The following is a 26,028-nucleotide window of genomic DNA, read 5'->3' on the forward strand; positions in this document are numbered from 1 at the left end:
GGCCGGCGCCCGGACCGGGCGCGACGACGGCGGCCCCACGGGCGCGTCCCCACAGGCGCGTTCCGGCGGGCCCACCCCTGCGGGCGCGTCCCCGCGGGCCCGTCCCGGTGGGCCGCGTGTGGCGGCCGCGCCAGAGCCGGCCGTACGCGTCGGCTCACACCGCCCCGGAGGGCACCTCTCGCCGGAGAAGCCCTCTCCCCCCCCGTCCGCGGGGAGCACCGCTCCCCGCCTCTCGCCTCACAAGGAGGTGGCCATGGCTGACTCGAAGAGGAGTGAGCTGGTCGGCGCCGTGGAGACCCGTGGCATCGAGCCGGTGCCCGACACGGAACGGCACGGCCATGCGAGCCAGATGTTCTGGACCTGGTTCGCCGCGAACATCTCACTGCTGGGACTGCCGCTCGGCGCGACGCTGGTCGCGTTCCGCGGGCTGAACATCTGGCAGGCGGTCCTCGTCGCCGTGATCGGCGCCTTCGGCTCGTTCGCGCTGGTGGGCGCCCTGAGCATCGCGGGAAAGCGGGGCGGCGCTCCCGCCCTGACGCTCTCCCGCGCGGTCTTCGGGCGCCGCGGCAACACCGGCCCTACGCTGGTGACGTGGATCAGCCGGGTCGGCTGGGAGACGGTCAACACCACCACCGCCGCCTACGCGCTGCTCTCCCTGCTGGCGATCGTCTTCGGCGCCCCGCACAACACGGTGCTCACGGTGGTGTGCCTGCTGGTCTTCATCGCCTGCACGCTGCTCATCAGCGGTCTGGGCCACGCCACCATCATGTGGATCAACAAGTGGGCCACCTACGTGTTCGGGCTGCTGAACCTGCTCGTCATGGCGTTCCTGGTGGCGACGGTCGACTGGACGAAGGTGGTGCACGCGCCCGCCGCGCCGCTGAGCGCGGTGATCGCGGGTGTCGGCACGATCGCCGCGGGCACCGGTATCGGCTGGGCCAACGCGGGCGCCGACTACGCCCGTTACCTGCCGCGCGCCATCCCGGGCGGGCGGCTCGTGCTGGCCTCCGCGTGGGGCGCGGGCATCCCCCTGGTGCTGCTGATCTCGCTGGGGTCGCTGCTGTCGGCCGGCGACACCTCGCTGGCCGCCGCCTCCGATCCGGTGGCCGCCATCGACGCGATGCTGCCGTCGTGGATGTCGGTGCCGTACCTGATCGCCGCGTTCGGCGGGCTGCTGCTCTCCAACCACCTGTCGGTGTACTCGGCGGGGCTCACCCTCGTCACGCTCGGGGTCCGCGCCAGGCGCACGGTCGCCGTCGGCCTGGACATCGTGCTCACCTTCGCGGGCGGCATCTACTTCATGCTGGTCGCGGGCGACTTCTACGGGCCCTTCACCACTTTCCTGACGCTGCTGGCGGTGCCCATCACCGCGTGGGTGGGCGTCTTCGCCGTCGACATGCTGCGCCGCCGCTCCTACGACGCGGACGCGCTGATGAAGCCGGGGCGCTCGGGGCGCTACTGGTACGACGGCGGGTTCGCCTGGTCGGCGTGTACGGCGTGGGCGGTGGCGATCGTGGTGGGGCTGCTGCTGACCGAGGCGAAGACCAGCGACACCGACGTGTGGTTCTCCGGGCCGCTCTCGCACAGCTGGCTGGGCACCAACGGGCTCGGCTGGGTGGTGACCTTCGTGGTGGCCGCCGTCGTCTACAGCCTGCTGCACCCCCTGGACCGTGCGGTGCGCGCCGAGGCCGCAAGGAGCGCCGCGGAGTCCGGGACGGCGCCTGCTCCCGGGCAGGGAACAGACCCCCTCGACACCACCGCGCAGGGCGCCGAACGCGCCGAGACCACCGGACAGGGGGCTCACCGATGACCGCGCGGCTGCTCCTCGCCGGCAGCGTGCTCGTCGACATGGTGCTGCGCGTGCCGCACCTGCCCGAGCGGGGCGGCGACGTGCTCGCCACGCACGCGGCGCAGACCGCGGGCGGCGGCTTCAACGTGCTGGCCGCGGCCCGCCGCATGGGGCTGCCCGCCGTGTACGGGGGCGGGCACGGCACCGGCCCGCTCGGTGACCTGGTGCGTGCGGCTCTCGCCGCGGAGGGCGTCACCGCGCTGCTGCCCGCGCGCACCGACCGGGACACCGGCTACTGCGTCGCCCTGGTGGACTCCGAGGGCGAGCGCACGTTCGTGACGGCGACGGGTGTCGAGGGAGAGCTGAGCGAGGCCCAGATGCGGGCGGTGGCCCAGGCGCCGCGCCCCGGCGACCTCGTGCAGCTGTCCGGCTACGGGCTGGTACTGGCGGGTGCGGCCGAGCGGCTGGCCGCGTTCGCCACCACGCTGCCCGACGGCGTCACCCTCTGCCTGGATCCCGGACCGCTCGTCGCGGACATCGACCCGGCGCGGCTGGCGCGGGTCCTGGCCCGGGTGGACTGGCTCAGCTGCAACCGCAGGGAGGCGCGGCTGCTGACCGGCCTCGACGACGACGCGGCGGCCGCCGAGGAGCTGGCGGCCAGGCTGCGTCCCGGTGCGGGTGTGCTGGTGCGCGGGGACGCGGACGGCTGCCGGCTGGTGGCCGGCGACGGCGGCGCCGTCCACGTGCCGGGGCGGCCCGTGGAGGCCGTGGACAGCAACGGGGCGGGCGACGCCCATGTCGGCGCGTTCCTGGCCCTGCTGGGGCGGGGTGCGGGGCCGCTGGACGCGGCGCGCGGCGCGAACGTGGCGGCGTCCGTGGCCGTCACCCGTCGGGGCCCGGCCACCGGGCCCACCGCAGCCGAGGTCGCCGCCCTGCTGGACGCGGACGATCCGCTGGCCCCGCTGCTGACGGACCGCTCCTGACGCCCGGCCCCGGCCGGCGTGCGGCGGCCGCGGGGCATCCGGGGCGGGCTGCCGGTCAGGTGCCGAGCCGCGGGAGCATCGGCGGGTGGTCGGGGTCGGGGACGTGGGAGGCGTAGCCGCCGGGGACGGTGCGGGACTGGGTGGCGCGGAAGTGGACGGGGGGCGCGCCGACGCGGCGGGTGAACAGGCGGGAGAAGTAGGCGGGGTCGTCGTAGCCGACGCGGCGGGCGACCGTGGAGACGGGCAGGTCGGTGCCGGCCAGCAGTTCCTTGGCGCGGCCCAGGCGGATGCCCAGCAGGTAGTCCTTGGGGCTGCATCCGGCGCTGCGGCGTACGGCGGTGCGCAGTTCGGCGGCGGTCATGCCGTGGCGGGCGGCGTGTTCGGCGACCGACAGGGGCAGGAAGGCGTCGCGGGCCAGGGCCTGGAGGACGGGCGCGCCGTCGGCGGTGGTGTCGGCGCGGGAGCGGCGCAGCGCGACGAGGAGTTCGTGGACGGCCGCGGCGGCCTCGATCTCCAGCAGCGGGTTGCCGGGGCGGGCGGCGCGGGCGATGCGGGCGATGGCGGCGCGGGCGGGTCCGGCGTCGCTGAGGGGGACGAGGGGGCGGCCGGGTTCGATGCAGCCCAGTTCGGTGTAGGCGGTCAGGGCGGACCCGGTGAAGTCGACGAAGCTCTCGTCCCAGCCCTCCTCGGGGTCGGCGCCGAAGTGGTGCGGCACCCCCGGGGTGATCCACAGCAGCGCGGGGGCCACCACGTCGTGGCGGCGGCCCCCGGTCTCCTTGCGGCTCTCGGCGGTGCCGGGGACCTCGCACCAGCCGCGCCCCGCGCTGATGACGATGGCGACGTGGTGGTCGAGGACGCGCGGTCCCACGGGGGGCAGCGCGCCGTGCTGCATCCCGACGCCGAGGCAGACCAGGCCGAGGCGGTGGTGAACGGGCCCGGGGGTGAAGTACCGCATCCAGGACTGGTACCGGTGCTCGGTCACCGCACGCGCTCCCCTCACTCGTTCAGGGAGCAGCGTACGGTGATCACCCCTGGCCGGTCACCGGTCGCGAGCGGAGACGGGGGCGGTCAGTCGGTCACCTCGCTGACGGTGAAGGCGTCCAGCGCGAACTCGGCCTTGCCGTCGTCGCCGACCTTGCGCAGCCCCACCCAGGCCTGTCCTTCCTCGGGCGCGGTGAACTCGTAGGTGTGGGTGGCGGGGCGGGTGGCGACCGGCAGCGGCTCGCGCTGGAGTTCCTTGGCGCCGGGGGTGTCCACGCCGGTGATCCACGCGTACTGGTCCGCCTTCTCGTTCTCGTAGCGGAAGGAGACGCGGTAGGTCTTGCCCGCCTCGAAGCGGACGGTGTGCGGGACGGTGCGGTAGACGAGCCCGGTGTTCTCGCCGCGGGACTTGAGGGACTCGCTTCCGTCGATCACGTCATCGATGGTCTTGCCGTTCCAGCCGCGCTGCGTGTAGGGGGCGTGCCGCTGGGCGATGTGGGTGCGCGGGTCGGTGGAGCCCCCCGCGTCGCCCTTGACGAACGGGCCCCAGCCCTGCGGCACGTGCTCGAAGTCCTCCTGCACCAGGGTCCCGCGCCGCTGGGAGCCGCCTCGCGACGCCGCTTCGGGGAGGGTGGCGGAGACGACGCGTACGTGGTCGAAGCGGACCGGTGCCTCGCCCTTCCCCGCCGTCAGGGCGAGAGTGACCGGACCGCCGCCTTCGGGCACCGTGAACCAGGTCGTCATCCGCTGGAAGCGGGTGCCTTGCTTGAGGTCGGCGGCGACCTGGTTGGCGGCGGTGGAGGTGTCCGTCCAGTTCTCGGCGGTGACGCCGTCCGCTGTGCGGACGGTGAGCGCGGCGCGGCGCCGCTCCCCCGCCTCGTCGCCGACCTGCACCTGCACTGAGGCGGCGTAGGTGCCGGGCTCCAGGCGCCGCAGTCGCTGGCTGACGGAGGCCTCGCCGCCGGGTGTGAGGACGAGTTCGGGGTCGCCGCGCTTGCTGACCTCGACCGCCGCCTTGCCCGCGACCGTCCAGGCCGCCAGGCCGCCGGAGTGGAAGCCGGGGTCGGCCAGCGGGGTGCCCTCGCCCCAGTGGGGCTTCGGCTGGGCGGGGGCGGGCCTGCGGTGGACGACGTAGGGCACCCCGGCTTCGGCGTCCAGGGTGACCCGGCCGCCCGAGACGGCGGCTTCGACGGGTTCGCCCCGCCCGCGCCAGGTCAGCGGGTACACGTGCACCGTGCGGGTGTGCTTCCAGCCCGAGGGCAGCTGCCAGGTGGTGCGGCCGCCGTCCGGGTTGTAGTGGTAGAGCTTCGCCGGGTCGGTGGCCTTGCGCGGCTCCCACGGCAGCAGGTAGACGCCGTCGTCGTAGACCTGCCGTCCCTCGGTGGTGATGCGGCGCTTGCCGCCGGTGTCGGTGACGGCGGTGGCCTCCTCGCCCTCGAAGGTGATCTCGTGCTCCGACCAGGAGCGGATCGGCCTGGCCTGGAGGTACTTGGCGGGGAGGCTGTGCGTCCAGATCAGCGCGTAGAAGGCGTGCCAGTCGGTCTTGCCGCGCCAGCCCTCGTAGTTGCCCATGCGGGCCCCGCCCAGCAGGGTGGGCCACTTGTCGGCGAACACGTCCTTTTGGTGGTTGCGGATGAAGCGGATGAGGCGGGAGTTGATGCCGCGCGAGGTGTCGGCGCCGTAGTCGGTCTCGGTGGCCCAGTGCGACCACAGCGCCGAGCGCTCGAAGCCGTGGCCCCACTCGGTGGCCACGTTCCAGCCCTGGTCGCGAAAGGCGCGCTGGAGCCGGTCGGAGGTCCACCCCGATTCGCGGAAGACGTCGATGTAGAGGGAGGTCAGGCCCTTGTCGGTGTCGTCGCGCAGGTTCTGGAAGCGGGCGATGACGTCCCCGGAGACCAGGTCGCGGCGCTGGTCGATGCGGTAGGACTGGTCGAGCCAGTCCCACTGCTCGTTGTCCTTGTCGACGAGCTTCTCGGAGAAGGCGTGGGCCACCGGGTAGGACTCGGTGACGTTGACGTGCACCGCGAAGTCGGTGTTCCACTTCCTGCCCTTGCGCAGCAGGGTGTTGAGGTCGGCCAGGCCGCCCGCGCGGTCGTTGTAGTTGCCCGCGTAGTCGGGGTGCGCCGAGTCGTGGCCCTCGGACTGGTAGCCCTTGAGGAGGGTGAACTGGCGCAGCCCGTCGGTGGCCAGGTGGATGCGCTTGACCTGGTCGAGGGTGCTCAGGAACGGGTTGGTGGCCTGGCTGGCGAAGTTGAACGGGATGTGCGGGACCACCCGCAGGTGCTGTGCGTCGGCACCGCGCGGGTCGATCATGATGTCGCGCATCGCGATGGCCGCGTCCTGCCAGTCGGCGACGCCGTCGCCGTTGCGGTCGCCGGTGACCACGACGGTGACGTAGGGCAGCGGCTCGGTCTGGTCCGCCGCGGCGGTGGCGGCCCGGTGCGTCCACTGTCCGCAGGTCAGCCGGGTGCTGCGGGCGTCGCCCACCGCGACGGTCTGCCGCCACAGCCGCCCGTTGTCCCAGTCGGCGCCCTCGGTCTTCGACGGCTTGTCGTAGCTGGTGTTCGTCTCGATCGCCGCGGCCAGCTCGCCCGTCGCCACGACGGCGTAGGCGCAGCCGACCGGTGTGTCGTCTGTGGGGGTCTCGCCGGTGAGCTCGATGAGGGTGTCGCCGCTCTTGGCCTTGTCCAGCTCGACGCGGGCCGTGTGGACGACCGGGTCGGGCCGCTGGTCGGAGCGCATCGACAAGAAGGCGAGATGCGGAAGTTCGAGGGTGCCCACCCGTCCTTCCGTGGCTTCCGCCACGCGGGTGACGCGCCAGTGGACGCGGCGGCCCTCGGCCTCGATGCGGACGGTGAGCGCGGTGCCGGTCTCCAGGGTGAGGGTGTAGGTGATCAGGTCGCGACCAGGTGTGCTGGTCACCTCGGGGGTGTGTTCCTCGCCGTCGACCAGGAGCGTCGTTGTGGCCTCCGCCTGGGCGTGCAGGGTGGCGCCCGTCGCACGGTCGGTGTAGTCGACGATGCGGGGAAAGGCCGGGTCGACGCGCACGTCGAGGTCGGGCGTGCGCAGGGTGTGGGTCGCGGAGGTCTTCCTCGCGTCCGCGCGGGCCGGGGCCACCGCGGTGGTGCCCAGCGCCGTGCCGACCCCCGCCACGGCGCCCGCCGCCACCACCGCTCTGCGGGTGACGCCCGCGCTCGCTTCGCCGCTCGTCATGGTTGTGCCCCTCCACTCGGGTCCGCCACCGGTCTCCGCCGCCGGTCTTCGCCGACCCACCCTTGGTGACCTCGTGCGGGCTTGCCCATGGACAAGCGTGGGGTGGTTGTTGGACTTGCGTCACGAGCCTGCGGCGCGGCTCCGCCGGGGGAGGCGGGCGACGGACGGGGGGACGGGGCGCTCAGGCGGGTGGCGGGAAGGATCCGGGCGGCTGGAGGTGCCCCGCGGCGCGCGCGGGTGCATGCTGCTGGGAGACGCTGAGGAACGGCCTCCGGCGTGCGACCGTCCGCGCCCGGCCGATCACCAAGGAGGGACGTGGAGCCTCCCGCCCAGGAGTCCCCGGACGAGGGTCCCGGCTTCGACGGGGTCGCGGCCGCCCTGGTGGACGAGGACGGCCGCATCACCTGGTGGTCGCGGGCCGCGGGGCGGCTGCTGGGCTGGAGCGGCGCGGAGGTCGCCGGCACACCGGCGCGTGACCTGGTCGCCTCCGACGCACCCGCCCTGGCCGGGCCGCACGCCCCCGCCGGAGCCCCCTCCGCCTCCCGGGACGCGGAGACCATCCACCGGCTGCGGCTGCGCCACAGGGCAGGGCACCCGGTACCGGTGACGGTGCGGCTGCTGGCGGCCGACGGGGCGCGGGGGACGCTGGCGGTGGCCGTGGCTGAGGACGTCGTGGGCCCGGGGCCCGCGCCAGGGCCGACGCTGGTCCGCGCCCTGCTCGAACAGGACCGGGTGCCCGTGGCCCAGTTCGACATGGGGCTGCGGGTGGTACGCACCAATGCCGCGTTCGAGGAGCTGCGGCCCGAGGGCGCCGCGGACGACTGGCTGACCCGGCTGCCCAGCGTCGAGGGGGACGGCGTCGCGCGGGAGGCGATGGCGCAGGTCGCCCAGAGCGGGACGGTCGTCGCCGCCTCCGAGTACGGGCTGGGTCCTCCCGGCTCCGAGGTGGGGCTCTTCCTGACCTGCCTGCGGGTCGACGGGCCGCTCGGCGAACCGCTCGGCGTCGTGGTGACCGCGCGCGAGGTCACCCCGCGGCAGCGCGCCCGCCGCCGCCTCGGCAAGGCCTACGAGCGCGCCTTCCACCTCGGCTCCTCGCTGGACGTGGTGCACAGCGCCCGCGACCTGGCCCAGGTACTGGTCCCCGACCTCGGCGACCTGGCCAGCGTCGACTTCCCCGACGACGTGCTGCAGGGCCGCGATCCCCCGCTCGGCTACCCGGGGCAGGAGGCCTCGGCGCCGCGGAGGGTCGCGGTGCAGGCCGCGGACGGGCAGTGGCCCGCCGCGCTGGTGCAGGTCGGCGAGGCGGTGCCGACCACCCCGGAAGGTCCGCAGACCGCCGGGAAGATCGTCGGCGAGGTGCTCGCCGCGGGCCCGGGGACGGCGCGGCAGATCCTGGGCCACGACCCGGAACTGATCGCGCGGCTCGTCCCCGAGGGGATGCGCGACTCGCTGGGCTGCCCGCTGTACCACGGCGGCCGCTTCTTCGGGTACGTGCAGGTGTACCGCACACGGGACCCCAAGCCGTTCGAGTACGACGACGTGCGGTTCCTCCAGGACATGTGCCACCGGACGGCCGGGGCGCTGGACAACGCCTTCCGGTACACCCGCGAGCACCGCACCGCGCTCGTCCTGCAACGCAGTCTCCTGCCGCCCGCGGCCACCGAGAGCTCGGCGGCCGAGACGGCGGGTTCCTATCTGCCGGCCGGCGGCAGCGCCAGCGTGGGCGGCGACTGGTTCGACGCCTTCCCCCTGTCCTCGCTGCGGGTCGCGCTCGTCGTCGGCGACGTCATCGGCCACGGGCTCCAGGCCACCGCGACCATGGCACGGGCCCGCACCGCCGTGCAGACCCTGGCCGATCTCGATCTGCCGCCCGAGGAGCTGCTGACCTGCCTGGACGACCTCGTGCAGCGGATGAAGGCCGAGGCCGACCACCCCGACAGCGTCGGCGCCTCGTGCCTGTTCGCCGTCTACGATCCGGTCAGCCAGGAGTGCAGGATGGCCAGCGCGGGGCACCCGCCGCCCGCCGTGGTCCTGCCCGACGGCACGGTCAGCTTCCTCGACCTGACGCCGGGGCCGCTGCTGGGCGTCGGCGACAACCCGTTCGAGGTGACCAGCGTGCGACTGCCGCCGGGCAGCGTGCTCGCCCTCTACACCGACGGGCTGGTCGGCCACGACCCGGAAGCCGGCATGGCCAGGCTGCTGGAGGACCTGGAGAAGCTGTGCCGCCCGGCCCCCGGGCTGCGCGCCGAGGACGCCCACAAGCCGCTCGACCAGGTCAGCGCAGAGCTGATCCGCCGCCACCCGAGCGCGGAGCACCCCGACGACGACGTCACCGTGCTGCTCGCCCGCACCAGGGCCGTGCCCGGGACCGACACCGCCTCCTGGGAGTACCCCGCCGATCCGGCCGCCGTCCAGGCCGCCCGCGAGGACGTGAGCGCCCAGCTGGAGACGTGGGGGCTGGTGGAGGAGTCGTTCACCACCGAGCTCATCGTCAGCGAACTGGTCACCAACGCCATCCGCTACGCGGGCGGCCCTGTCAGCCTGCGCCTGATCCGCGACCACGTCCTGGTGTGCGAGGTCTCCGACCCCAGCAACACCCAGCCGCGGCTGCGCCGCGCCCTGACCACCGACGAGGGCGGCCGCGGGCTCTTCCTGGTCGCCCAGCTCGCCCACCGCTGGGGCAGCCGCTACGGCGACCGCGGCAAGACGATCTGGACCGAACAGGAGTTGGGGCACGGTCAGGCCGCGGATGGCCCGCTCGCGCTATCGTGACGTCGGGCCGCGCGCTGGGGGTGTGCGATGAGTGGTTCGGTGGCCGACCGCGTCGAACGCGGCTTCCCGCACCTGGAGACGGTGCGCGCGGCGCTCACGGCGCTCTACCGGCGGCTGTCCGCCGACGGCGTGCGCGGCTTCGGCCACAGCGTCGCACCCGGCGACGTCGCCTTCTCGGACACCGATGACCTGTATCCGGGGGTGCAGCGCGTCGCCGGGGTGATGGTCGATCACCTGCGGCTGCCCGCGGCGCGGGTCATCGTCTCCTTCCGCGAGATGACGCACGCCGCGAACGTCGAACTGAGCGCGGGGCCCGAGTACTTCGTGGAGCTCAACGACCGCTTCAAGCGGCACCGCGGCGACATCGGCGCGGCCCTCGCCCACGAGGTCACCCACGTGTGGCTGCACCGCCTCGGCCTCGCCTTCCCCGGCACCCGCGACAACGAGATCCTCACCGACACCGCCGCCACCTACCTGGGTGCGGGCTGGCTGCTGCTGGACGCCTTCCGGCAGGACGCGCTCACCTCGCAGAAGCTCGGCTACCTCACCCCCGAGGAGTTCGGCTACGTCCTCGCCAAGCGGGCACGGCTGTGCGGTGAGGACCCCGCCGTCTGGTTCACCAGCCCGCAGGCCTACGAGGCGTACGAACGCGGCCGCGCGCTCGCCGCACGCGACGAGGCGGTACCTCCGCTGGCGGCGGCGCCGTGGTGGGAGCGGCGGCGGTACGTGCGCGAGCGGCGGCGCGGGGAGCCGGGCGGCGGCCAGGACGGCGGCGGGTACGCCTTCGAGGCCGACGGCTCCGGTGTGCGGGTCTCCTTCCCCTGCCCGACCTGCCGGGTGCGGCTGCGGGTGCCCGCGCGGGGACGGGTGCGGGCGCGGTGCGGCCTGTGCGGCGCGGTGTGGGCGTGCGACACGTGAGGTGACCCGGCGGGGCCGGAAAGCTCCCGGGGAGGAGTCCGCATGGCGTAGGTTCGCGGGTATGAGTCCTTCGCTTGCCACCACCACACGGGTCGATCTCGACGGGCTGCTGGAGTTCGTGCGGCCCCGCCACCGGGCGATCCTGCTGACGCGGCGCAAGGACGGGGCGCCGCAGGCCTCACCGCTCACGTGCGGGGTGGACGCGGCGGGGCGCATCGTGGTCTCGACGTATCCGGAGCGCGCCAAGACGCGCAACGCGCGCCGCGAGGCCCAGGTGAGCGTGCTGGTGCTGTCGGACGAGTGGAACGGCCCCTGGGTGCAGGTCGACGGCGACGCCGAGGTACTGGACCTGCCGGAGGCGCTGGAGCCGCTGGTCGAGTACTACCGGACGATCTCGGGCGAGCACCCGGACTGGGACGAGTACCGCGCGGCCATGCGCGAGCAGGGCAAGTCGCTGATCCGGGTGACTCCCCGGCAGTGGGGACCGATCGCCACGGGCGGGTTCCCCGCCCGGCTGGCCGGCTGAGCCCGCGCGGCGGACCGGCCTGAGAAGGCCGGGGCGCGCGGCGGGGCCCCGCCGGTTCCGTCTCGATCCCCGCTCAGCGGATGACGTGCGGCACGAAGCGCGCGTACTCGTCCGTGACCAGGCCCGCCGACTCGCGGATGCCGAGCCCCGCGGCCTCGCCGTCGACGACCCAGGTGCCGAGCACCGTGCGGTTGCCGTCGAACTCCGGCAGCGGGCACAGCGCCTGGTAGCAGCACGGCTCGTCCCGCGCCGACGGCGCGGTGCCGGGCTCGTGCAGGGTGACGCCCGCGCCCTCGCGGCCCAGCAGGGGCTTGGCCGCCCAGCCGGTCGTGGTCGCCAGCTCCCGCGGACCGTCCAGGTAGGCCGGCAGCAGGTTCGGGTGGCCGGGATACAGCTCCCACAGGATCGCCAGGAGCGCCTTGTTGGACAGCAGCATCTTCCAGGCCGGCTCGATCCACAGGGTGGTGCCGGTGCCGCCCCCGTTGTCGAGGGTCTCCAGCACGTGCCGCCCGAACCTGTCGGAGGCCAGCCACTCCCACGGGTAGAGCTTGAAGCAGGCCCGGACGAACTTCAGCCGCTGGTCGACGAACCGGCCCGAGAGCCGGTCCCAGCCGATCTCCTCCACGGGTATCGTCACCGTCTCCAGACCGGCCTGTTCGGCGGTCTCCTGGAGGTAGGCGACGGTCATCAGGTCCTCGCCCAACTCGTCGCGGGCGGAGTGGGCGAAGTGGACGGGCGCGCCGGGCGGCAGCAGCGCCGCCTGCTTCCTCCAGACCTCGACGAGCCGCTCGTGCAGGGAGTTCCACTGGTCGGCGCCGGGGAAGCGCTCCTCCATCCAGAACCACTGCGGCGAGGCGGCCTCCACCAGCGAGGTCGGCGTGTCCGCGTTGTACTCCAGCAGCTTGGCGGGCTCGCCGCGCCCGTCGTAGCGCAGGTCGAACCTGCCGTAGAGGCTGGGCACCTCCGCGCGTCGGTGCCAGGCCTCGGCGACCCGGTCGATCAGCGCCGGTTGGGTGATGCCCAGGTCGGCGAACCTGTTCTCCTCGACGATGTACGCGGCTGCCCGCAGGCACATGGCGTGGAGTTCCTCGACGACGTCCTCGAGGGCTTCGACCTCGGGCAGCGTGAAGGAGTAGTAGGCGCTCTCGTCCCAGTAGGGGCGGAAGGAGCCGTCGGGGTACCGGGTCAGCGGGTAGATGCAGCCCTGTTCCTCGACGGTCTCCCGCCAGCCGGGACGAGGGGTGATGGTGTGGCGGTCCATGCCGGCCCTCTCGTCGTGCGCCGCGCCCGGGTCAGCCGCCGTACCCGCCACCGCTGCTGCTGCCGTACCCGTCGTCATCGTCGTCGCAGCCGAAGCCGGCCCGCTCGACGGCCGCGGCGTGGATGAAGGTGCCGCCCTTCGCGCGCGCGTCGTCCTCGCGCCCGCCGTAGTACCAGGCCGTCCCGGCCCCTTCGGTGCCGCGGCCTTCCGCGGTGGCGGGGGCGGCGGCGGGAAAGGCCGCCTGCCGCGTGGTCGCCGGGGTCTCGCACTGGCTCGGCGGCAGGATGCGGTAGCCGCGCACGGCGTCGTAACTGTCGGGGTCCACGCAGCGCTTGTCGGGCTCCGAGGTGTATCCGGACAAGGCCACCGCCAGGGCGCCCATGCTCCCGAGCACCACGGTCGAGGAGCGCAGCCTGCGCCGCTTGCCCCGGGCAGCGCGGTTCTGAGCGGCGGGCGCCGGCGTGTGCTGTTCGGCGCCGTGCGCGTCCGGTATCACGGTCATGGGTCCCCCTACGTACGACTGAAGCGACGCGCCCACCCTAGTCCGTGCCCCGGGCCGTGCCCGGTCCCCCGTCTCCCGGCGCCCCGCTCGTCCGGTACGGCCGCTACCCGCGAACCTGACCGAGTACGCGTTCGCATCCGGCGAGGAAGTGGCGCGCGGCGCTCGTACTGACGGGGGCGCCGTCGTCGACCGCCGCGTCGCGCAGGCGGCGCAGTCCTTCGTAGACGGCCAAGGTCGCGGGCGCGGCGCCGGCGAGACCCAGCCGCTGCCGCAGCAGCGCGGAAGACCCGCGGTCCGCGCGTGCTGCGGGCAGTCCGGGCAGCGCGGCGTCGAGTCCCGCGCTCAGCGCTGCCCAGGCCGCCGCCAACGCCCCGACGGGCGAGACGTCGACGATCGCCCAGGAGTCACGGAAGTCCGCCGCCACGGGGGACTCGGACGCCGTGGGCAGCGGCGGCCGCGGATGCGGCGGAGTCCCGTAGCCGGCCGTGCCGGCCGGCTGTCCCGGCGCGGGTTCCGGCTGTGGAACGCCGTCGTGTCCGGGCCCCGGAGAGGGACGGGGGAACGGGGGCCGCGGGTCCGGGTACGGGCTCCCCGGGGGCAGGGGCTGCCCGTACGGGGACGGGTACGCGGGTGACGGGGGCTGCTCGTACGGGTTCCCCGGGGGTGGCTGCTGCTGGTACGGGTCCGAGGACGAGGAAGGGGAAGGCGGCGTTCTGGAGGGCGTCGTGGCCCCAGAGCCCCCGTACGGCGCGGGGCCCGGGGCGGGTGTGCCGGGGGCCTGCCGGACCATCTCCTCGGCGCGTTCGCGCAGTTGCCGGGCCTCCGCCTCGAACTCGATGGCCCCTGCGGGCGTTTCGATCCGCGTCATGCGCGCGAACGCCTCCCGCAGGTAGTCGCGCAGGCACCAGGCCACCACGAGCGTCACCGCGGGCCAGACCACGGCCTCGACGTACCGCAGAACGAGCTCGGCCACATCCATGGCACCATCCTGGCCCCCCGCACCGCGAACGGGGGCGGAATCGGGCCGCGACCGGCCCGGTTCCGCCCCCGTCGCGCTGGAGGAAGGCGACCGCTCACCTCCGCGTGGCGGGCTCCGCCTCCGCACTGCGGCCGCTCGCGCCGCCCTGGTCCGGCAGCGCGGCGGCGCCGGGCTCGTCGCGGAGCTTCTCGCCCTCGACGTCGACGGTGGGCAGGACCCTGGCCAGCCAGCGCGGCAGCCACCAGGCGCGCCGGTCCAGCAGGTTGAGGACGGCGGGCACCAGCGCCATGCGGACGACGAACGCGTCGAAGAAGACGGCCACGGCGAGACCGAAACCGATCATCTTCACCATGGAGTCGCTGGAGCCGATGAACCCGGAGAAGACGGCGATCATGATGACGGCGGCCGCGGTGACGACCCGCGCGCCGTGCCGGAACCCGGTCACCACGGCCTCCCGCGCCGACTCCCCGTGGGCGTAGGCCTCCCGCATCCGGGTCACCAGGAAGACCTCGTAGTCCATCGCGAGGCCGAAGACCACGCCCACCATGAAGATCGGCATCATCGACATGACCGGCCCTGTCTGCTCCACGCCGAACAGTCCGCCGAGCCAGCCCCACTGGAAGACCGCGACGACGGCGCCGAGCGCGGCGACGACGGACAGCAGGAAGCCCAGCGCGGCCTTCAGCGGCACCAGCACGGAGCGGAAGACGACCATCAGCAGCAGGAACGCCAGCCCGACCACCAGCGCCAGGTAGGGCAGCAGCGCGTCGTTCAGCTTCTGCGAGACGTCGATGTTCATCGCCGTCGACCCGGTGACCAGGACGTCGACGCCCGTCTTCGGGTTGAGTTCGGCACCCGTCTCGCGGATGTCGTGCACCAGGTCCTGGGTCTGCGTGGAGGACGGGTGCGAGTCGGGGACGACGGTGACCATCGCCGTGTCGCCCGCCTTGTTGAACTGCGGCTTGGACACTCCGGCAATGCCGTCGAGGCGGGAGAGCTCCCGCACGGTGTGGTCGACGGCGGCCTTGGGATCGTCGCTGCCCTTGGCGTCCATCGCGGTCATCAGCGGGCCGTTGAAGCCGGGCCCGAAGCCGTCCGAGAGCAGGTCGTAGGCCTTGCGCTGGGTGGTGTTGGTCGGCTTCGACCCGTCGTCGGGCAGGCCGAGTTCGAGGGAGGTGGCCGGCAGGGCGATCACGCCGAGGCCCACCACGCCGGCCAGCAGCACGGCGACGGGACGCCGCTGGACGAACCGCGCCCAGCGGGTGCCGGCCGGCTCCCTGGCCGCCGACGGCCCGGCCTTCTTCCCCGCTCCGGTCGCCTGTGCGCCCTGTGCGCCCTGTGCGCCCTGTGCGTCGGCCTCCCGCGCCTGCTTGCGTGCCTTGCGGCCGACGATGCGGCTGCCCGCGAAGCCCAGCAGCGCGGGGATCAGCGTGAGGGCCACCAGCACGGCGATGGCGACGGTACCGGCCGCCGCGACGCCCATCTTGGTGAGCATCGGAATATTGACGACCGCCAGCCCGACCAGCGCGATGATGACCGTCAGACCGGCGAAGACCACCGCGGAGCCGGCCGTGCCGACGGCCCGCCCCGCGGCCTCCTCCCGCGCGCGGCCCTCGTGGAGTTCGGCGCGGTAGCGGGAGACGACGAACAGCGCGTAGTCGATGCCGACCGCCAGGCCGATCATCATGGCCAGGATGGAGGTGGTCGAGCCCAGGTCCATCACACTGGCGAGCGCGGTGATCGTGGAGACACCGATGCCCACGCCGATCAGCGCGGTCAGCAGCGGAAGTCCCGCGGCGACCAGCGAGCCGAAGGTGACGACCAGGACGACGGCGGCGACCACCACGCCGATGACCTCGCCGGCGCCCGTCGTCGGGATGGTGCTCAGCGCGTCACCGCCGATCTCCACCGTCATGCCGCTGTCCCGCGCCTGCTCGCCGGTCTTCTCCAGCGCGTCGCGGGTGTCGTCGGACAGCTCCATCGAGCTGACCTTGTAGTTGACCGAGATGTAGGCGGTCTCGCCGTCCTTGCTGACGGCCTTGCCGCTGAACGGGTCGATGACCCGGGACACCTGGTCGGAACCGGACTTCAGCGCGGTGACGGCGTCCTCGACCTCGGCCTTGTTCGCCGGGTCGGTGATCTTCTCACCCTTGGGTGCGTCGAAGACGACGCGCGCGGTGGCGCCGTCGGCGTTGGCACCGGGGAAGCGCTGGTCCAGCAGGTCGAAGGCCTTCTGGGCCTCGGTGCCCGGAATCGAGAAGGAGGTGGCGGCGGCGGGCGGCGCGGTGGCGGCGCCCGCCCCCGCTATCGCGAGCAACGCCACCCACAGCAGCACGACGATGCCGCGCCGCCGGAAGGCGAGCCGCCCCAGGCGGGAGAGGAAGGTTGCCACGGGTGGAACTCCAGAGGTGATGAGGGACCCGCGAGGCGCCGGCGCGCACGTCGCTGGACGCACGGGGCCCGGAGGTGCGGGTGGAGCAGGCGGGAAAGGTGGGGTGCGGGTTTCAGGCGTGCAGCGCGGGCAGCACGACGGCGTCGAGGTAGGTGGCCAGGAAGTCCTGGGTGGCCGCGTGCCCGTCGATCAGTTCGCGGCTGATCAGCGCGCCGACGAGCATGTGCGGCACGAGGTCGAGAGCGGGGTTGTCGGAGCGGATCTCGCCCCGCTCCACCGCCCGGTCGAGCATCACGCGCAGGTCGGCGATGCTCGGTTCGATCAGCAGCTCGCGCAGGGCTCTGAGCAGCTCGGGGTTGTCGTGGGCCGCGCGGCCCACGCCGCGCATGAGCGCCGCGTCCTGTTCGATCCGACAGTCATCGAACGCGTGCACGATGGCGTCCCGGAGGTCGCCGCGCAGCGAGCCCGTGTCGGCGACACCCCGCGCGGCGCCCGGTCTCCCGTGCTTGAGCGCGCGGGCGACGAGCTCGGGCTTGCTGCCCCACTGCCGGTAGAGGGTGGCCTTGCTGGAGTGCGTACCGGCCGCGACGGCGTCCATGGTGAGCGCGTCGTACCCCACCTCGCGCAGCAGCTGGAGCACGGCGTCGTAGAGCTCCGCCTCGCGCTCCGGAGTGATTCTGCTGCGCCGCGTCGCTGCCACGGACGTCATTCTGGCACCTCCAGCGGTACGAAACGGTTTCGTACTCGTTACGACCATACGGTACCGAAGAGCGAAACGAAAACGTTTCGCTAGGCGGGGTGCCACCGCGCGCCCGGAACGAACGGCTGGGCGTCGCGCCCGGAACGAACGGCTGGGCGTCGCGCCCGGAACGAACGGCTGGGCGTCCGCCGACCCGGCGCATGGGACGAGAGCCGGCCCGGCGGACGGAACCGAGTCGGCTCTCGCCGGTGGGGGGGTTACTTCGGGTCGCGGTTGACCTTCGAGGTCGACCAGAAGTAGCCCAGCGCGGTGAGACACAGGCACCACGAGACCTCGGGTGATGCCGAGTGGCGCCACGTGGTGCCACTCGCGGTTCACTCCACCGTCAGGACCAGCTTGCCGTCCAGGCCGCCCGCCTCGCCGGCGCGGTGCGCCCGCGCGGCCTCGGCGAGGGGGATCGGCTCGTGCAGCGGCACGTCGAGCGTGCCGCGCCGGTGCAGGGCCAGCGCCCGGTCGAGGGCCTCACCGGTGCGGTCCTCGTCGGCGCCGCCCGAGGAGAAGCGCACGCCGAACGTCTGCGCCGCCTGCGGATCGGCGAGCGTCAGCACCCTGGCGGGGCCGCCCGCGAGCCGCACGGACTCCCCCAGCACATCCGCACCCGAGGCGTCCAGTACGGCGGCGACCCCGCCGGGGGCGGCGGCCCGCACCTGCTCGGGCCAACCGTTCCCGTACGTCACCTGGGTGGCTCCCAGGCGCGTCAGCCGCTCCCGCGCCCGTTCACCCGCCGTGCCGACCACGCGCGCACCGCGCTCCAGCGCGAACTGCACCGCGAGGTTGCCCACGGCGCCACCCGCGCCGTGGACCAGCACGGTCTCCCCCGCCGCGACCTCCAGTTCGGCGAGGGCCCGGTGTGCGGCCTCCGCCGCGACCGGCAGCCCGGCCGCCCGCCGCACGTCCAGGTCGTCGGGCCGCCGCCGCAGTTGCGCGGTGTCGGCCAGCAGGAGCGAGGCGTAGGCGCTGGGTGCGCGGCCGAAGACCTCGTCACCCGCCGACAGGCCGCTGATGCCGTCGCCCACCGACTCGACGGTGCCGGCGAACTCAAGACCGGGGATGTGCGGCAGGGTGACGGGCATGGCGGTGACCATGGCGCCGCTCCGGATCTTCCAGTCCAGCGGGTTGACGCCCGCCGCCCGCACCGCGATCCGCACCTGGTCGGGGTCCGGCTCGGGGATGTCGATACCGGTCGGCTGGAGGACCTCGGGATCGCCGTAGGCGGCGAAGGCGATGGCCTCGGGCATGGCGGGCACCTGCTTTCCTCGGAGTGGTTCAGTCCGCCCGCGTTCCCCCTGCCCGCGCACGCCATGCCCCCTCGACCACCCTTCACCGACCCGGCTCCCCGCTCACCCCCTCCCCCGCCGCCGAGTCCGCCACCGGGTCCACCACCGGGTCCGCCACAGGGTCCGCCGCCGGGTCCGCCGGGCCGGGGAGACTCGTGGCCGTGGCGCCACTCGTGTCCGGGGCTTCGGGCGTCTCCGTGGCGCCGGTCGCCACGCGGCTGTTGCGGCGTCCCCACAGCAGGTAGATCAGGACGCCCACCGCCATCCACGCCAGGAAGCGCGCCCAGGTGATCAGCGGCAGGCTGCCCACCAGGACCAGGCACAGGACCAGCGCGACCAGGGGCAGCACCGGGACCCACGGCGTACGGAAGGCGCGGGGCAGGTCGGGGCGGCGGCGCCGGAGGTAGATGACGCCCACGCACACGGCGATGAACGAGGTGAGCATCCCGATGTTGCCGAGTTCCGCGAGGTCCTGGATGGGCAGCAGCGCCGTCATCAGCGCCACCATGCAGCCGAGCGTCCAGGTGATCCGGCGCGGACTGCGGGTGACCGGGTGGACCCGCGCGAACCAGCCGGGCAGCAGCCGGTCGCGGCTCATCGCGAGGAAGACCCGGCTCTGCCCCAGCAGCATGATCATGACGACGGTCGTCAGCCCGCAGATGGCGCCGACGCCGACGATCCGCACCGCCCAGTCCTCGCCCGCGGCCTCCAACGCACCCGTCACCGGGGCGGCGTTGTCCAACTGGGTGTAGGGCCGCATCCCGGTGACGACCAGGGAGACGGTGACGTAGAGGGTGGCGCAGGCGGCGACCGTGGCCATCAGTGCGATCGGCAGGGTGCGCTGCGGGCGCTTGGCCTCCTCCGCGCTGCTGGCCATGATGTCGAAGCCGGAGTACGAGCCGAACACGATGGCGGCTCCGGTGAGGATGCCGGCGAAGCCGAACGTGGCGTTGGTGCTGATCCCGGCCCAGCCCAGCAGCGGCTGCTCCCAGAAGCCGCCCTCGGCTCCGGCGGGGCGGGACTCGGGCACGAACGGGGCCCAGTTGTCCGGGTCGACGTGGGAGACGCCGACGGCCAGGAAGAGCACGATGGCGGCCAGCTTGACCAGTGTCATGGCCACATTGAGGCGTGAGGTGGTGCGCACACCGGCGGCCAGGATCGCGGTGAGCACGAGGATGACGGCGACCGCGGGCACGTTGACGGCCGCTTCGGGCCCGGCTATGGACTCCGGCAGCCGTATCCCGAAGGTGGCCAGGAAGTCGGTGACGTACTGGGACCATCCGGCGGCGACCGCGCCGGCGCCCATCGTCATGTCGAGGATGAGGTCCCAGCCGATCAGCCAGGCCACCGGCTCGCCCAGTGACAGGTACGCGAACGTGTAGGCGCTGCCCGCGACCGGGACCGTGCTGGCGAACTCCATGTAGCACAGGGCCACCAGCCCGGAGACGAAGGCGCCCAGCGCGAAGGAGAGGGCGATGGCGGGTCCGGCGTAGTTGGCGGCCGCGGTGCCGGTCAGGACGAAGATGCCGCCGCCGATGGTGACGCCGATGCCCATCATCGTCAGCTGGAGGGGCCCCAGCGAGCGGTTCAGCCGGGTGGCGGGGCGCTCGGCGTCCCGCAGCGTGGCTTCGATCGATTTGGTGCGCACGCGTCCCTCCTAGGCCTGGGCGTCCACGTGGGCGCCGGGCGCGTCCGCGTGGGCGGTGGTCTCCGTGTCGGCCCGGCACTCGGCGAGGCAGGCGGGCAGCAGTTCGGCCAGGTGGGCGTAGTCGGCGGGGTCGTTGTACAGGTGCGCGGACAGCCGCAGGAAGCCGCGCCCGTTCCAGGTGGTGCAGGCGACGTCGCAGCCGGTGCGGGCGGAGATGCGGCGCTGGAGTGCGTGCGCAGCCTCCTGGTCGGCGGCCAGTCCCGCGGGCAGCGGCACCAGCCGCATGGCGGGCGCGGCGCAGGCGGCCAGTGCGGCCAGGTCCCCGGTGCGGCCGAGTGCCGCGGCGAGCGTGCGCTGTGCCTCGTCGGCGAGGCGCGTCATCCGCGCGCGGGCGGCGTCCCAGCCGTAACGGTCTTCGATGAACTCCAGCGCCGCGGGGGCCGCGAGCCAGGCGGTGAGGTCCGCGGTGCCCTGGTGGTCGAACCGCTGGGGGAACGGCTCGGGTGCGCCCCAGGAGTCGACGACGGGGTACAGCTCCTGGGCGTGCGGGCCGCGCGCCACCAGGGCGCCCGTGCCGCGCGGGGCGCAGGGCCACTTGTGCAGGTTGCCCACCCAGTAGTCGGCTTCGCCCGCGTGGGCGAGGGGATCGGCGAGCATGCCGGGGCCGTGGGCGCCGTCCACCAGCACGCGGGCGCCCGCGCTGTGGGCGGCTTCCACCAGGTCGGCGACCGGGAACACGCGGGCGGTCGCCGAGGTGATCTGGTCGACGACGAGGAGGGAGACGGGCCCGGCGGCCAGTGCCGCCCCCACCCGCGCGGTGATCTCCTCAGCCGTGGCGCTCAGCGGCACGTGCACCGTTCGGACGCGTGCTCCGGCACGGTGCGCCGCCCGTTCGACCGCCCAGACGACGGCGCCGTAGGCGTGGTCGGTCAGCAGCACCTCCGCATCCGGCGGCAGTGTGATGCTGCCCAGTACGGCACTGACGCCCGCGCTGGCGTTCGCCACCAGCGCCAGGTCCCCGGGCGGGGTGCGCAGATAGCGGGCGACGCGCGTGCGGGCGTGCGCCACCCGCTCGGGCAGCCCGCGGAACCACGGGTCGGGCCCCGCGTCCATCTCCGTGCGCAGGGCCTGCTGCGTCGCGAGCGCCGCGCGCGGCACCGCGCCGTAGGAGCCGTGGTTCAGGTGGCGGACAGCCGGGTCCAGCGCCCAGTCCTCGAACGGGTGCCCGGCACCGTGGCCGGGTTCGGTGGAGGGGGTCATACGAAGAACGGCCTCGCAGAGTGGTCTGATGGCTGAGTTGTCTGATGACTTGCTGACGTTCTCCGGGACGGTAGACGGCATTCCCCTTGCCCAACAGGGGTGAGCGAGTAAAGTCCGCTCCGTGGCCCGATGACTCGACGAGGAGTCATCAGATGACTCGGGTGTGTCATCGTTGCTGCGGCAGCAGACCCGGCCCACGGGCGTACACGGGCACGGCGGCGGAACGGGAAACGGGACGGGAACGGAACGGGCGAACATGGCGGCGACGGACACGGCGGCGCGCGGACTGCGCGCCATGATCGGCAGCGGCGAACTGACCCCGGGCCGGCAGCTGCCGCCCGAACCCGAGCTCTGTTCCCGCCTCGGCGTCTCGCGCGGCTCCCTGCGTGAGGCCGTCCGCTCGCTGGCGGCGCTCGGGATGCTGGAGTCCCGGCACGGTTCCGGCACGTACGTCTCCGCACTGCTGCCCGCGCAGATGCTCGCGGGGTTCGCCGCCACGGTCGACGTGCTGCCGCTGGACGGGCTGCTGGAGCTGTACGACGTACGCCGCGGCCTGGAGTCCCACGCGGCGGCCCTGGCCGCCGCCCGCGCCGAGGACGGCGTCGTCGACCGGCTGCGCGCACTCCACGCGCGGCTGTCGGTGACCGAGGACGACGACGAACTGCACGACCTGGACCGCGAGTTCCACGCCACCTTGTGCGCGGCGAGCGGCAACGACACGCTCGCCGCGCTCTGCGACATCCTCCGCTCCCGCGGCCGCCACTACAGCGTCTACGGCACCGAGGAGACGGACGCCCTGCGGACCGCCAGCGACCTCGGCCACGAAGCCCTCATCGCCGCGCTCGCCGCCCGCGACCCCCAGGCCGCGGCGGCCGCCGCCAGCGCCCACCTGTCCCAGACGGAACGCTGGCTGCGCCGCCTGCGCCCCGCCCCCGGCTCGGGCCGCTGAGGTCCGCGAACGACGCACGGCGGCCGTGGGTGAGGCCCGGCGCCGCCGTGGGAGGCTCGTCCGGACGACACCCACCGCCGAAGGGGCAGCATCGTGCGGCGACCGACCGGCACCCACTTTGACGACGCACTCCGCGTCATCGACTCCGCGGCTCTCGCCCGCGCGCTTGCCGTGGGCGAGGCGGTCGAGGCGCTCCGCGCGGCCCTGCGGGCCGGGCTGGACGTCACCGCGACGCCTCCCCGCTCCCGCGTGGACACCAGCACGGGACAACTCCTGCTGATGCCGGCCGAGTACGGACAGCACGCGGGGGTGAAGATCGCCGGAGTCGTGCCGGGCAACCCGGCGCGGGGCCTGCCGACGGTCACGGGCGCCTACCTGCTCATGGACGCGACGACGCTGCGGCCCACCGCCCTGCTCGACGGGGAGGCCCTCACCCTCCTGCGCACCTCGGCGGTCTCCGCGCTGGCGGCCGACCACCTGGCCGCGCCGGACGCGGGTCGGCTGGTGGTGTTCGGCACGGGACCGCAGGCGTTCGCGCACGCCGTCGCGCTGCACCAGGTGCGGCCGCTGAGCACGGTACGGGTCGTCGGGCGCGATCCGCGGCGCGTGGCCCGGTTCGCCGAGCGCTGCGAGGAGGCCGGCATCACCGCGTCGGCCGCGGCGCCCGACGCCGTGGCGGACGCCGATCTGATCGCCTGCTGTACCTCGTCCGCCACCCCGCTGTTCGACGGCCGCGCGCTGCCGTCGCACGCGGCGGTCGTCGCCATGGGCTCCCACGATCCGGGCGCCCGCGAGTTGGACACCCGTACGCTCACCTCGGGCACGGTGGTGGTCGAGGACACGGCGACCGCGCTCCGGGAGGCCGGGGACGTCGTGATCCCCGTCGGGGAGGGCGCGTTGAGCGCCGCGTCGCTGGTGCCTCTCGCCGACGTCGTGTGCGGCCGTCACCCCGTCGCGGACGGCCGTCCACGCGTCTTCAAGGGCACGGGCATGGCCTGGCAGGACCTGGTGGTCGCGGCAGCGGCGGTGTCAGGATCCGCGTGACGGTCGAGCGCGGCCCGGGCGGGGTCAGTGCGGCCCGGGCCGGATCAGGTGCGGCGCAGCCGGGGGAAGGACGGTACGGCGGCGAGGAAGAAGAGCGTGGTCAGGATGTACGGCCAGGTGAGGGTGTGCCCGCCGAAGGGGGCGAAGAAGGAGGTGACCGCGACGGTCAGCACCGTCGAGGCCACGGCCCCCACCACGCCGTACACCAGCGCGGCCGCACCGCGTTCGAGGAAGACGGCGCCCAGCGCCATCGCCACCAGGACCGCGTTGTACCCGAGCAGTCCCTCGGCCACGTCGGAGGCGGGCGCGCCCAGCGCCCAGGACGTCGCGGTGCCGATGACGCTGCCGAGGCAGGCGGTCAGCCCCGCGAACCAGTCGGCGACGAAGATCCCCGCCAGGAAGAGCAGCCCCACGTACCACTGGGGCATCAGGAAGATCTGGCCGACGTTGGCGAGCACCGCGTGTGCGGCGTCCCCCAGCCCCAACGACGCGTCACCGGAGGCCGAACGCGGCAGCGCCGAGAGCGACGACCCTTCGTGCCACACGCGTTGGAAGCCGGGTGCCGCCACGGTCACGACGCTTGCCACGAGGCAGAACGGCAGCGTGAACGTCGGCATGGACCACGGGCGCAACAGGTTGACCAGCGCGGCGGTGAGCACGGAGGCGACCAGCGCTCCCCCCGCCGCCATCAGCCACGTCGAGGCGTAGCCCGGGCCGAGGAAGACCGCGAACGCCACCGCCACGAGGCAGCCGTTGAACCCCTCGAGGCCCGCGGCCGTCCGTGCGCGGTCGACGCCCAGCGCGTAGGCGGTGGCCGTGCCCACCGCCGTGCCCAGCAGTCCGGCGAGGCCGTACCGCCAGCCTGCGGCGAACAGCGCGGCGACGAAGAAGAGGCCGCACGCCGCGTTGGGCATGAAGTCCACCTGCGCGAGCCCGCGCAGCACCTCGTATCCGAAACGCACCGGCTGCCGCCGCGCCCCGCTCGGCTCGGGCAGGTCCCACGAAACGGCACGACTCATACGTGTAACGTACACGCGTCCCTGGTCGCGCCCGTGTCCGGGCCCCACTCGCTCAGCGCAGCCCCGCGCAGGGCGGCCCAGCTCAGCGCTGTCCCGCTCAGCGCAGCCCCGCGCAGGGCAGCCATCCCCGGTTGCCGCCCGTGGCGGTGAGCACCGCGGCGAGGGCTCCCCCCGCGCCGCCGAGCAGACCGCACCGTTCCCCGGCGAGCGCCCACAACTCCTCCTCCTGCGCGACGAAGTGCCCGAGCAACCTCTCCCGCAGGGCCGCGGCGGCAGGCAGCCGCCCGTGCCGCCGCATCGCGTCGGCCACCGCCAGCACCCCGGCCGCCCCGTGGCAGAGCCCGAGCCGGTCGCCTGGATGGTCGCCGAAGAGGTGGAAGCCCTCGTGGTAGCCGTCGGCGAGGGTGCGGAAGGCCGCGGCGGCCCAGGCCGCGCCCACCGGGTCACCCAGCGCGTCGGCCGCGTCCCACAGGGCCCAGGAGACGCCGGGTGTCCCGTAGCACCACGCCTGGCGCGCGTGCGCCCCCGGTGGCCGCGCCTGCCCGTCGAGACCGCAGCCCGTCCAGGTGCGGATGTCCCGCGCGTCGTCGAACGACTCCTTCATCAGCCATCGGCTCGTGTTCCGCAGCGCGGCGGCCAGTTCGGGACGCGGCCCCACCTGCCGTACGGCGGCGGTGAGCGCGGCCGTCACCCCCGCGACACCGTGTCCCATGCCCGTGTTGATCCGCCCGTGCAGCCAGCCCAGCACCGGGTGCGCGGGGTAGTGCGTACGCAGCCCCGGCAACTCCGCGCCGTCGCACAGGGCGGCGAGCCGCGCGGCGGAGGCGACGTACGCCGCGTAGGCGGCGGGGCCGGACTCCGCCTCCCCCGGCGTGCCCCTCGCCTCGTGGCCGTCGGCGGTCAGCGCCAGCAGCACGCCGGACGGGCCGAGGATCAGGTCGTAGTCGGGAAAGGTGACCGACCCGTACCGCTCGGGAGCACCCCTCGGACGGCCGGGCGGCGGCTCGGCCTCGCCGCCGGCGAAGGGGCGGGACGGGTGGTCGAGCAGCCGGTCCCTGAGCCGGTCGGCCACCGGGTGCAGCGCGGGGTGCAGGACGGCGCACTGGCGCAGCCCCACGAGCGTCCCGGCGAGCCCGCCGTCGAACAGCCCGCGGTGCCCTGGCCCGCGCCCGGCGTCCCGGGCCCACACGGCGGCGGCGCGCGCCGCGACCGCCGCGGCCTCGGCGTCCCCCATGGCGGCCACCAGCCGCGCCAGGACGGGGATGCCGGGGTCGCCCGGATGCTCGACGGAGACGGTGGGGGGCGCGGAGGAGGCGGAGCCCGCGTGCGCGGAGGGCCGGCGCGCGCCGTCGGCGGGGCGGCCCCGTCCCGTCGCCTCCGCGGGCCGGTCCCCGGCGGAGTGCCGTGCCGCGTGTGCGGGCTTTCGGGCCGCGTCCGCGACCGGGACGGCCTGCGGGGAACGCCGAGCCGGGTCGGCGGCCGCGAACGCTTCGGTGTGCCGCCGCACCCGGTCGGGGGGCCGCTGTGCCGCCGCGCGTCTGGCCCGGTCGGTCCACTGGCCGAGCGTCGCGACAGCGAGCCGCAGGGCCAGCCTCCGTGCCGCCGTGTCGGGTGTGAGCGCTTGCTGGGACATGCCGTAGTACCCCCTTCGGGTCCTTCGGACGGTGCTCTTCGGGTGGTGCTCTTCGGGTGGTGCTTCGTCGGCGGTCCGCCGGCCCGCACGGACGCCGTAGGGCAGGGGCAGCGGCTACCGCA

The 26,028-nt window shown here is 74.3% G+C and carries 19 protein-coding genes; 7 read left to right on the top strand and 12 right to left on the bottom strand.

Annotated elements, in window-relative coordinates:
* Positions 1-253: 253 nt before the first annotated feature.
* Both MMF93_RS07925 and MMF93_RS07930 read left to right on the top strand, forming a co-directional pair.
* Complete coding sequence (locus MMF93_RS07925) at positions 254-1,810, top strand: purine-cytosine permease family protein (RefSeq protein ID WP_242750445.1); 1,557 nt, start codon at positions 254-256, stop codon at positions 1,808-1,810.
* Positions 1,807-2,772, top strand: a complete 966-nt coding sequence (locus MMF93_RS07930; protein ID WP_242750447.1) for a PfkB family carbohydrate kinase — start codon at positions 1,807-1,809, stop codon at positions 2,770-2,772. The genes MMF93_RS07925 and MMF93_RS07930 overlap by 4 nt, the downstream gene beginning before the upstream one ends.
* 55 nt (positions 2,773-2,827) lie before the next feature.
* Here the strand turns inward: MMF93_RS07930 and MMF93_RS07935 are convergent, their stop codons facing one another.
* Together MMF93_RS07935 and MMF93_RS07940 are read right to left on the bottom strand one after the other, a co-directional pair.
* The gene (locus MMF93_RS07935) at positions 2,828-3,727 is read right to left on the bottom strand and encodes a helix-turn-helix domain-containing protein (protein ID WP_242757358.1); all 900 of its coding nucleotides are present in this window, start codon (positions 3,725-3,727) and stop codon (positions 2,828-2,830) included.
* 113 nt (positions 3,728-3,840) lie between these two features.
* Complete coding sequence (locus MMF93_RS07940; protein WP_242750449.1) at positions 3,841-6,966, bottom strand: endo-alpha-N-acetylgalactosaminidase family protein; 3,126 nt, start codon at positions 6,964-6,966, stop codon at positions 3,841-3,843.
* A gap of 315 nt (positions 6,967-7,281) precedes the next feature.
* On the opposite strand from MMF93_RS07940, the gene MMF93_RS07945 reads away from it, so the two are divergent.
* From MMF93_RS07945 to MMF93_RS07955, 3 genes are all read left to right on the top strand, one after another.
* Positions 7,282-9,738, top strand: coding sequence for a SpoIIE family protein phosphatase (locus MMF93_RS07945; protein WP_242750451.1), 2,457 nt, complete (start codon positions 7,282-7,284; stop codon positions 9,736-9,738).
* Between the two features lie 27 nt (positions 9,739-9,765).
* On the top strand, positions 9,766-10,656 hold the full coding sequence (locus MMF93_RS07950; RefSeq protein ID WP_242750452.1) for a hypothetical protein: 891 nt from the start codon (positions 9,766-9,768) through the stop codon (positions 10,654-10,656).
* A gap of 61 nt (positions 10,657-10,717) precedes the next feature.
* Positions 10,718-11,182, top strand: a complete 465-nt coding sequence (locus MMF93_RS07955; protein ID WP_114022636.1) for a PPOX class F420-dependent oxidoreductase — start codon at positions 10,718-10,720, stop codon at positions 11,180-11,182.
* Positions 11,183-11,255: 73 nt separating this feature from the next.
* On the opposite strand, the gene MMF93_RS07960 is transcribed toward MMF93_RS07955, so the two are convergent.
* The 8 genes from MMF93_RS07960 to MMF93_RS07995 form a co-directional block, all read right to left on the bottom strand.
* The gene (locus MMF93_RS07960) at positions 11,256-12,443 is read right to left on the bottom strand and encodes a glutathionylspermidine synthase family protein (RefSeq protein WP_242750454.1); all 1,188 of its coding nucleotides are present in this window, start codon (positions 12,441-12,443) and stop codon (positions 11,256-11,258) included.
* A 31-nt stretch (positions 12,444-12,474) separates the two neighbouring features.
* Positions 12,475-12,945, bottom strand: a complete 471-nt coding sequence (locus tag MMF93_RS07965; RefSeq protein ID WP_242750456.1) for a hypothetical protein — start codon at positions 12,943-12,945, stop codon at positions 12,475-12,477.
* A gap of 103 nt (positions 12,946-13,048) precedes the next feature.
* On the bottom strand, positions 13,049-13,924 hold the full coding sequence (locus MMF93_RS33330) for a hypothetical protein (protein WP_274709435.1): 876 nt from the start codon (positions 13,922-13,924) through the stop codon (positions 13,049-13,051).
* A 94-nt stretch (positions 13,925-14,018) separates the two neighbouring features.
* Entirely contained in the window at positions 14,019-16,316 is a 2,298-nt protein-coding gene (locus MMF93_RS07975) for an MMPL family transporter (RefSeq protein ID WP_242750458.1), read from the bottom strand.
* Positions 16,317-16,428: 112 nt separating this feature from the next.
* Positions 16,429-17,025 carry a TetR/AcrR family transcriptional regulator gene (locus MMF93_RS07980; RefSeq protein WP_242750460.1) on the bottom strand — a complete coding sequence of 199 codons (597 nt, stop codon included), beginning with the start codon at positions 17,023-17,025 and terminating at the stop codon, positions 16,429-16,431.
* A 365-nt stretch (positions 17,026-17,390) separates the two neighbouring features.
* A complete protein-coding gene (locus MMF93_RS07985; protein ID WP_242750461.1) occupies positions 17,391-18,314 on the bottom strand; it encodes an NADP-dependent oxidoreductase in 924 nt (307 codons plus the stop codon).
* Between the two features lie 82 nt (positions 18,315-18,396).
* Positions 18,397-20,001: an APC family permease gene (locus MMF93_RS07990; RefSeq protein ID WP_242750463.1), complete on the bottom strand. Its 1,605-nt coding sequence runs from the start codon at positions 19,999-20,001 to the stop codon at positions 18,397-18,399.
* Between the two features lie 9 nt (positions 20,002-20,010).
* Positions 20,011-21,261, bottom strand: a complete 1,251-nt coding sequence (locus MMF93_RS07995) for an aminotransferase class V-fold PLP-dependent enzyme (protein ID WP_242750465.1) — start codon at positions 21,259-21,261, stop codon at positions 20,011-20,013.
* A gap of 256 nt (positions 21,262-21,517) precedes the next feature.
* Here MMF93_RS07995 and MMF93_RS08000 point away from each other — a divergent pair, with 256 nt between their 5' ends.
* Complete coding sequence (locus MMF93_RS08000) at positions 21,518-22,210, top strand: FadR/GntR family transcriptional regulator (protein ID WP_242750467.1); 693 nt, start codon at positions 21,518-21,520, stop codon at positions 22,208-22,210.
* A gap of 93 nt (positions 22,211-22,303) precedes the next feature.
* The gene (locus MMF93_RS08005; protein WP_242750469.1) at positions 22,304-23,254 is read left to right on the top strand and encodes an ornithine cyclodeaminase family protein; all 951 of its coding nucleotides are present in this window, start codon (positions 22,304-22,306) and stop codon (positions 23,252-23,254) included.
* A 44-nt stretch (positions 23,255-23,298) separates the two neighbouring features.
* Here MMF93_RS08005 and MMF93_RS08010 read toward each other — a convergent pair whose 3' ends face one another.
* Positions 23,299-24,273: an urea transporter gene (locus tag MMF93_RS08010; protein WP_242750471.1), complete on the bottom strand. Its 975-nt coding sequence runs from the start codon at positions 24,271-24,273 to the stop codon at positions 23,299-23,301.
* 97 nt (positions 24,274-24,370) lie between these two features.
* Positions 24,371-25,906 (bottom strand): lanthionine synthetase LanC family protein, encoded by a 1,536-nt coding sequence (locus tag MMF93_RS08015; protein WP_242750473.1) that lies wholly within the window; start codon positions 25,904-25,906, stop codon positions 24,371-24,373.
* Positions 25,907-26,028: the final 122 nt, after the last annotated feature.

The sequence above is a fragment of the Streptomyces tubbatahanensis genome, assembly GCF_022699385.1.
GTDB classification, from domain to species: domain Bacteria; phylum Actinomycetota; class Actinomycetes; order Streptomycetales; family Streptomycetaceae; genus Streptomyces; species Streptomyces diacarni.

Bases quoted from the DNA above. Each gene is read 5' to 3' on its own strand.
- MMF93_RS07925 (WP_242750445.1), top strand. From the start codon at position 254: ATGGCTGACTCGAAGAGGAGTGAGCTGGTCGGCGCCGTGGAGACCCGT.
- MMF93_RS07930 (WP_242750447.1), top strand. From the start codon at position 1,807: ATGACCGCGCGGCTGCTCCTCGCCGGCAGCGTGCTCGTCGACATGGTG.
- MMF93_RS07935 (WP_242757358.1), bottom strand. From the start codon at position 3,727: ATGCGGTACTTCACCCCCGGGCCCGTTCACCACCGCCTCGGCCTGGTC.
- MMF93_RS07940 (WP_242750449.1), bottom strand. From the start codon at position 6,966: ATGACGAGCGGCGAAGCGAGCGCGGGCGTCACCCGCAGAGCGGTGGTG.
- MMF93_RS07950 (WP_242750452.1), top strand. From the start codon at position 9,766: ATGAGTGGTTCGGTGGCCGACCGCGTCGAACGCGGCTTCCCGCACCTG.
- MMF93_RS07955 (WP_114022636.1), top strand. From the start codon at position 10,718: ATGAGTCCTTCGCTTGCCACCACCACACGGGTCGATCTCGACGGGCTG.
- MMF93_RS07960 (WP_242750454.1), bottom strand. From the start codon at position 12,443: ATGGACCGCCACACCATCACCCCTCGTCCCGGCTGGCGGGAGACCGTC.
- MMF93_RS07965 (WP_242750456.1), bottom strand. From the start codon at position 12,945: ATGACCGTGATACCGGACGCGCACGGCGCCGAACAGCACACGCCGGCG.
- MMF93_RS33330 (WP_274709435.1), bottom strand. From the start codon at position 13,924: ATGGATGTGGCCGAGCTCGTTCTGCGGTACGTCGAGGCCGTGGTCTGG.
- MMF93_RS07980 (WP_242750460.1), bottom strand. From the start codon at position 17,025: ATGACGTCCGTGGCAGCGACGCGGCGCAGCAGAATCACTCCGGAGCGC.
- MMF93_RS07985 (WP_242750461.1), bottom strand. From the start codon at position 18,314: ATGCCCGAGGCCATCGCCTTCGCCGCCTACGGCGATCCCGAGGTCCTC.
- MMF93_RS07995 (WP_242750465.1), bottom strand. From the start codon at position 21,261: ATGACCCCCTCCACCGAACCCGGCCACGGTGCCGGGCACCCGTTCGAG.
- MMF93_RS08000 (WP_242750467.1), top strand. From the start codon at position 21,518: ATGGCGGCGACGGACACGGCGGCGCGCGGACTGCGCGCCATGATCGGC.
- MMF93_RS08010 (WP_242750471.1), bottom strand. From the start codon at position 24,273: ATGAGTCGTGCCGTTTCGTGGGACCTGCCCGAGCCGAGCGGGGCGCGG.
- MMF93_RS08015 (WP_242750473.1), bottom strand. From the start codon at position 25,906: ATGTCCCAGCAAGCGCTCACACCCGACACGGCGGCACGGAGGCTGGCC.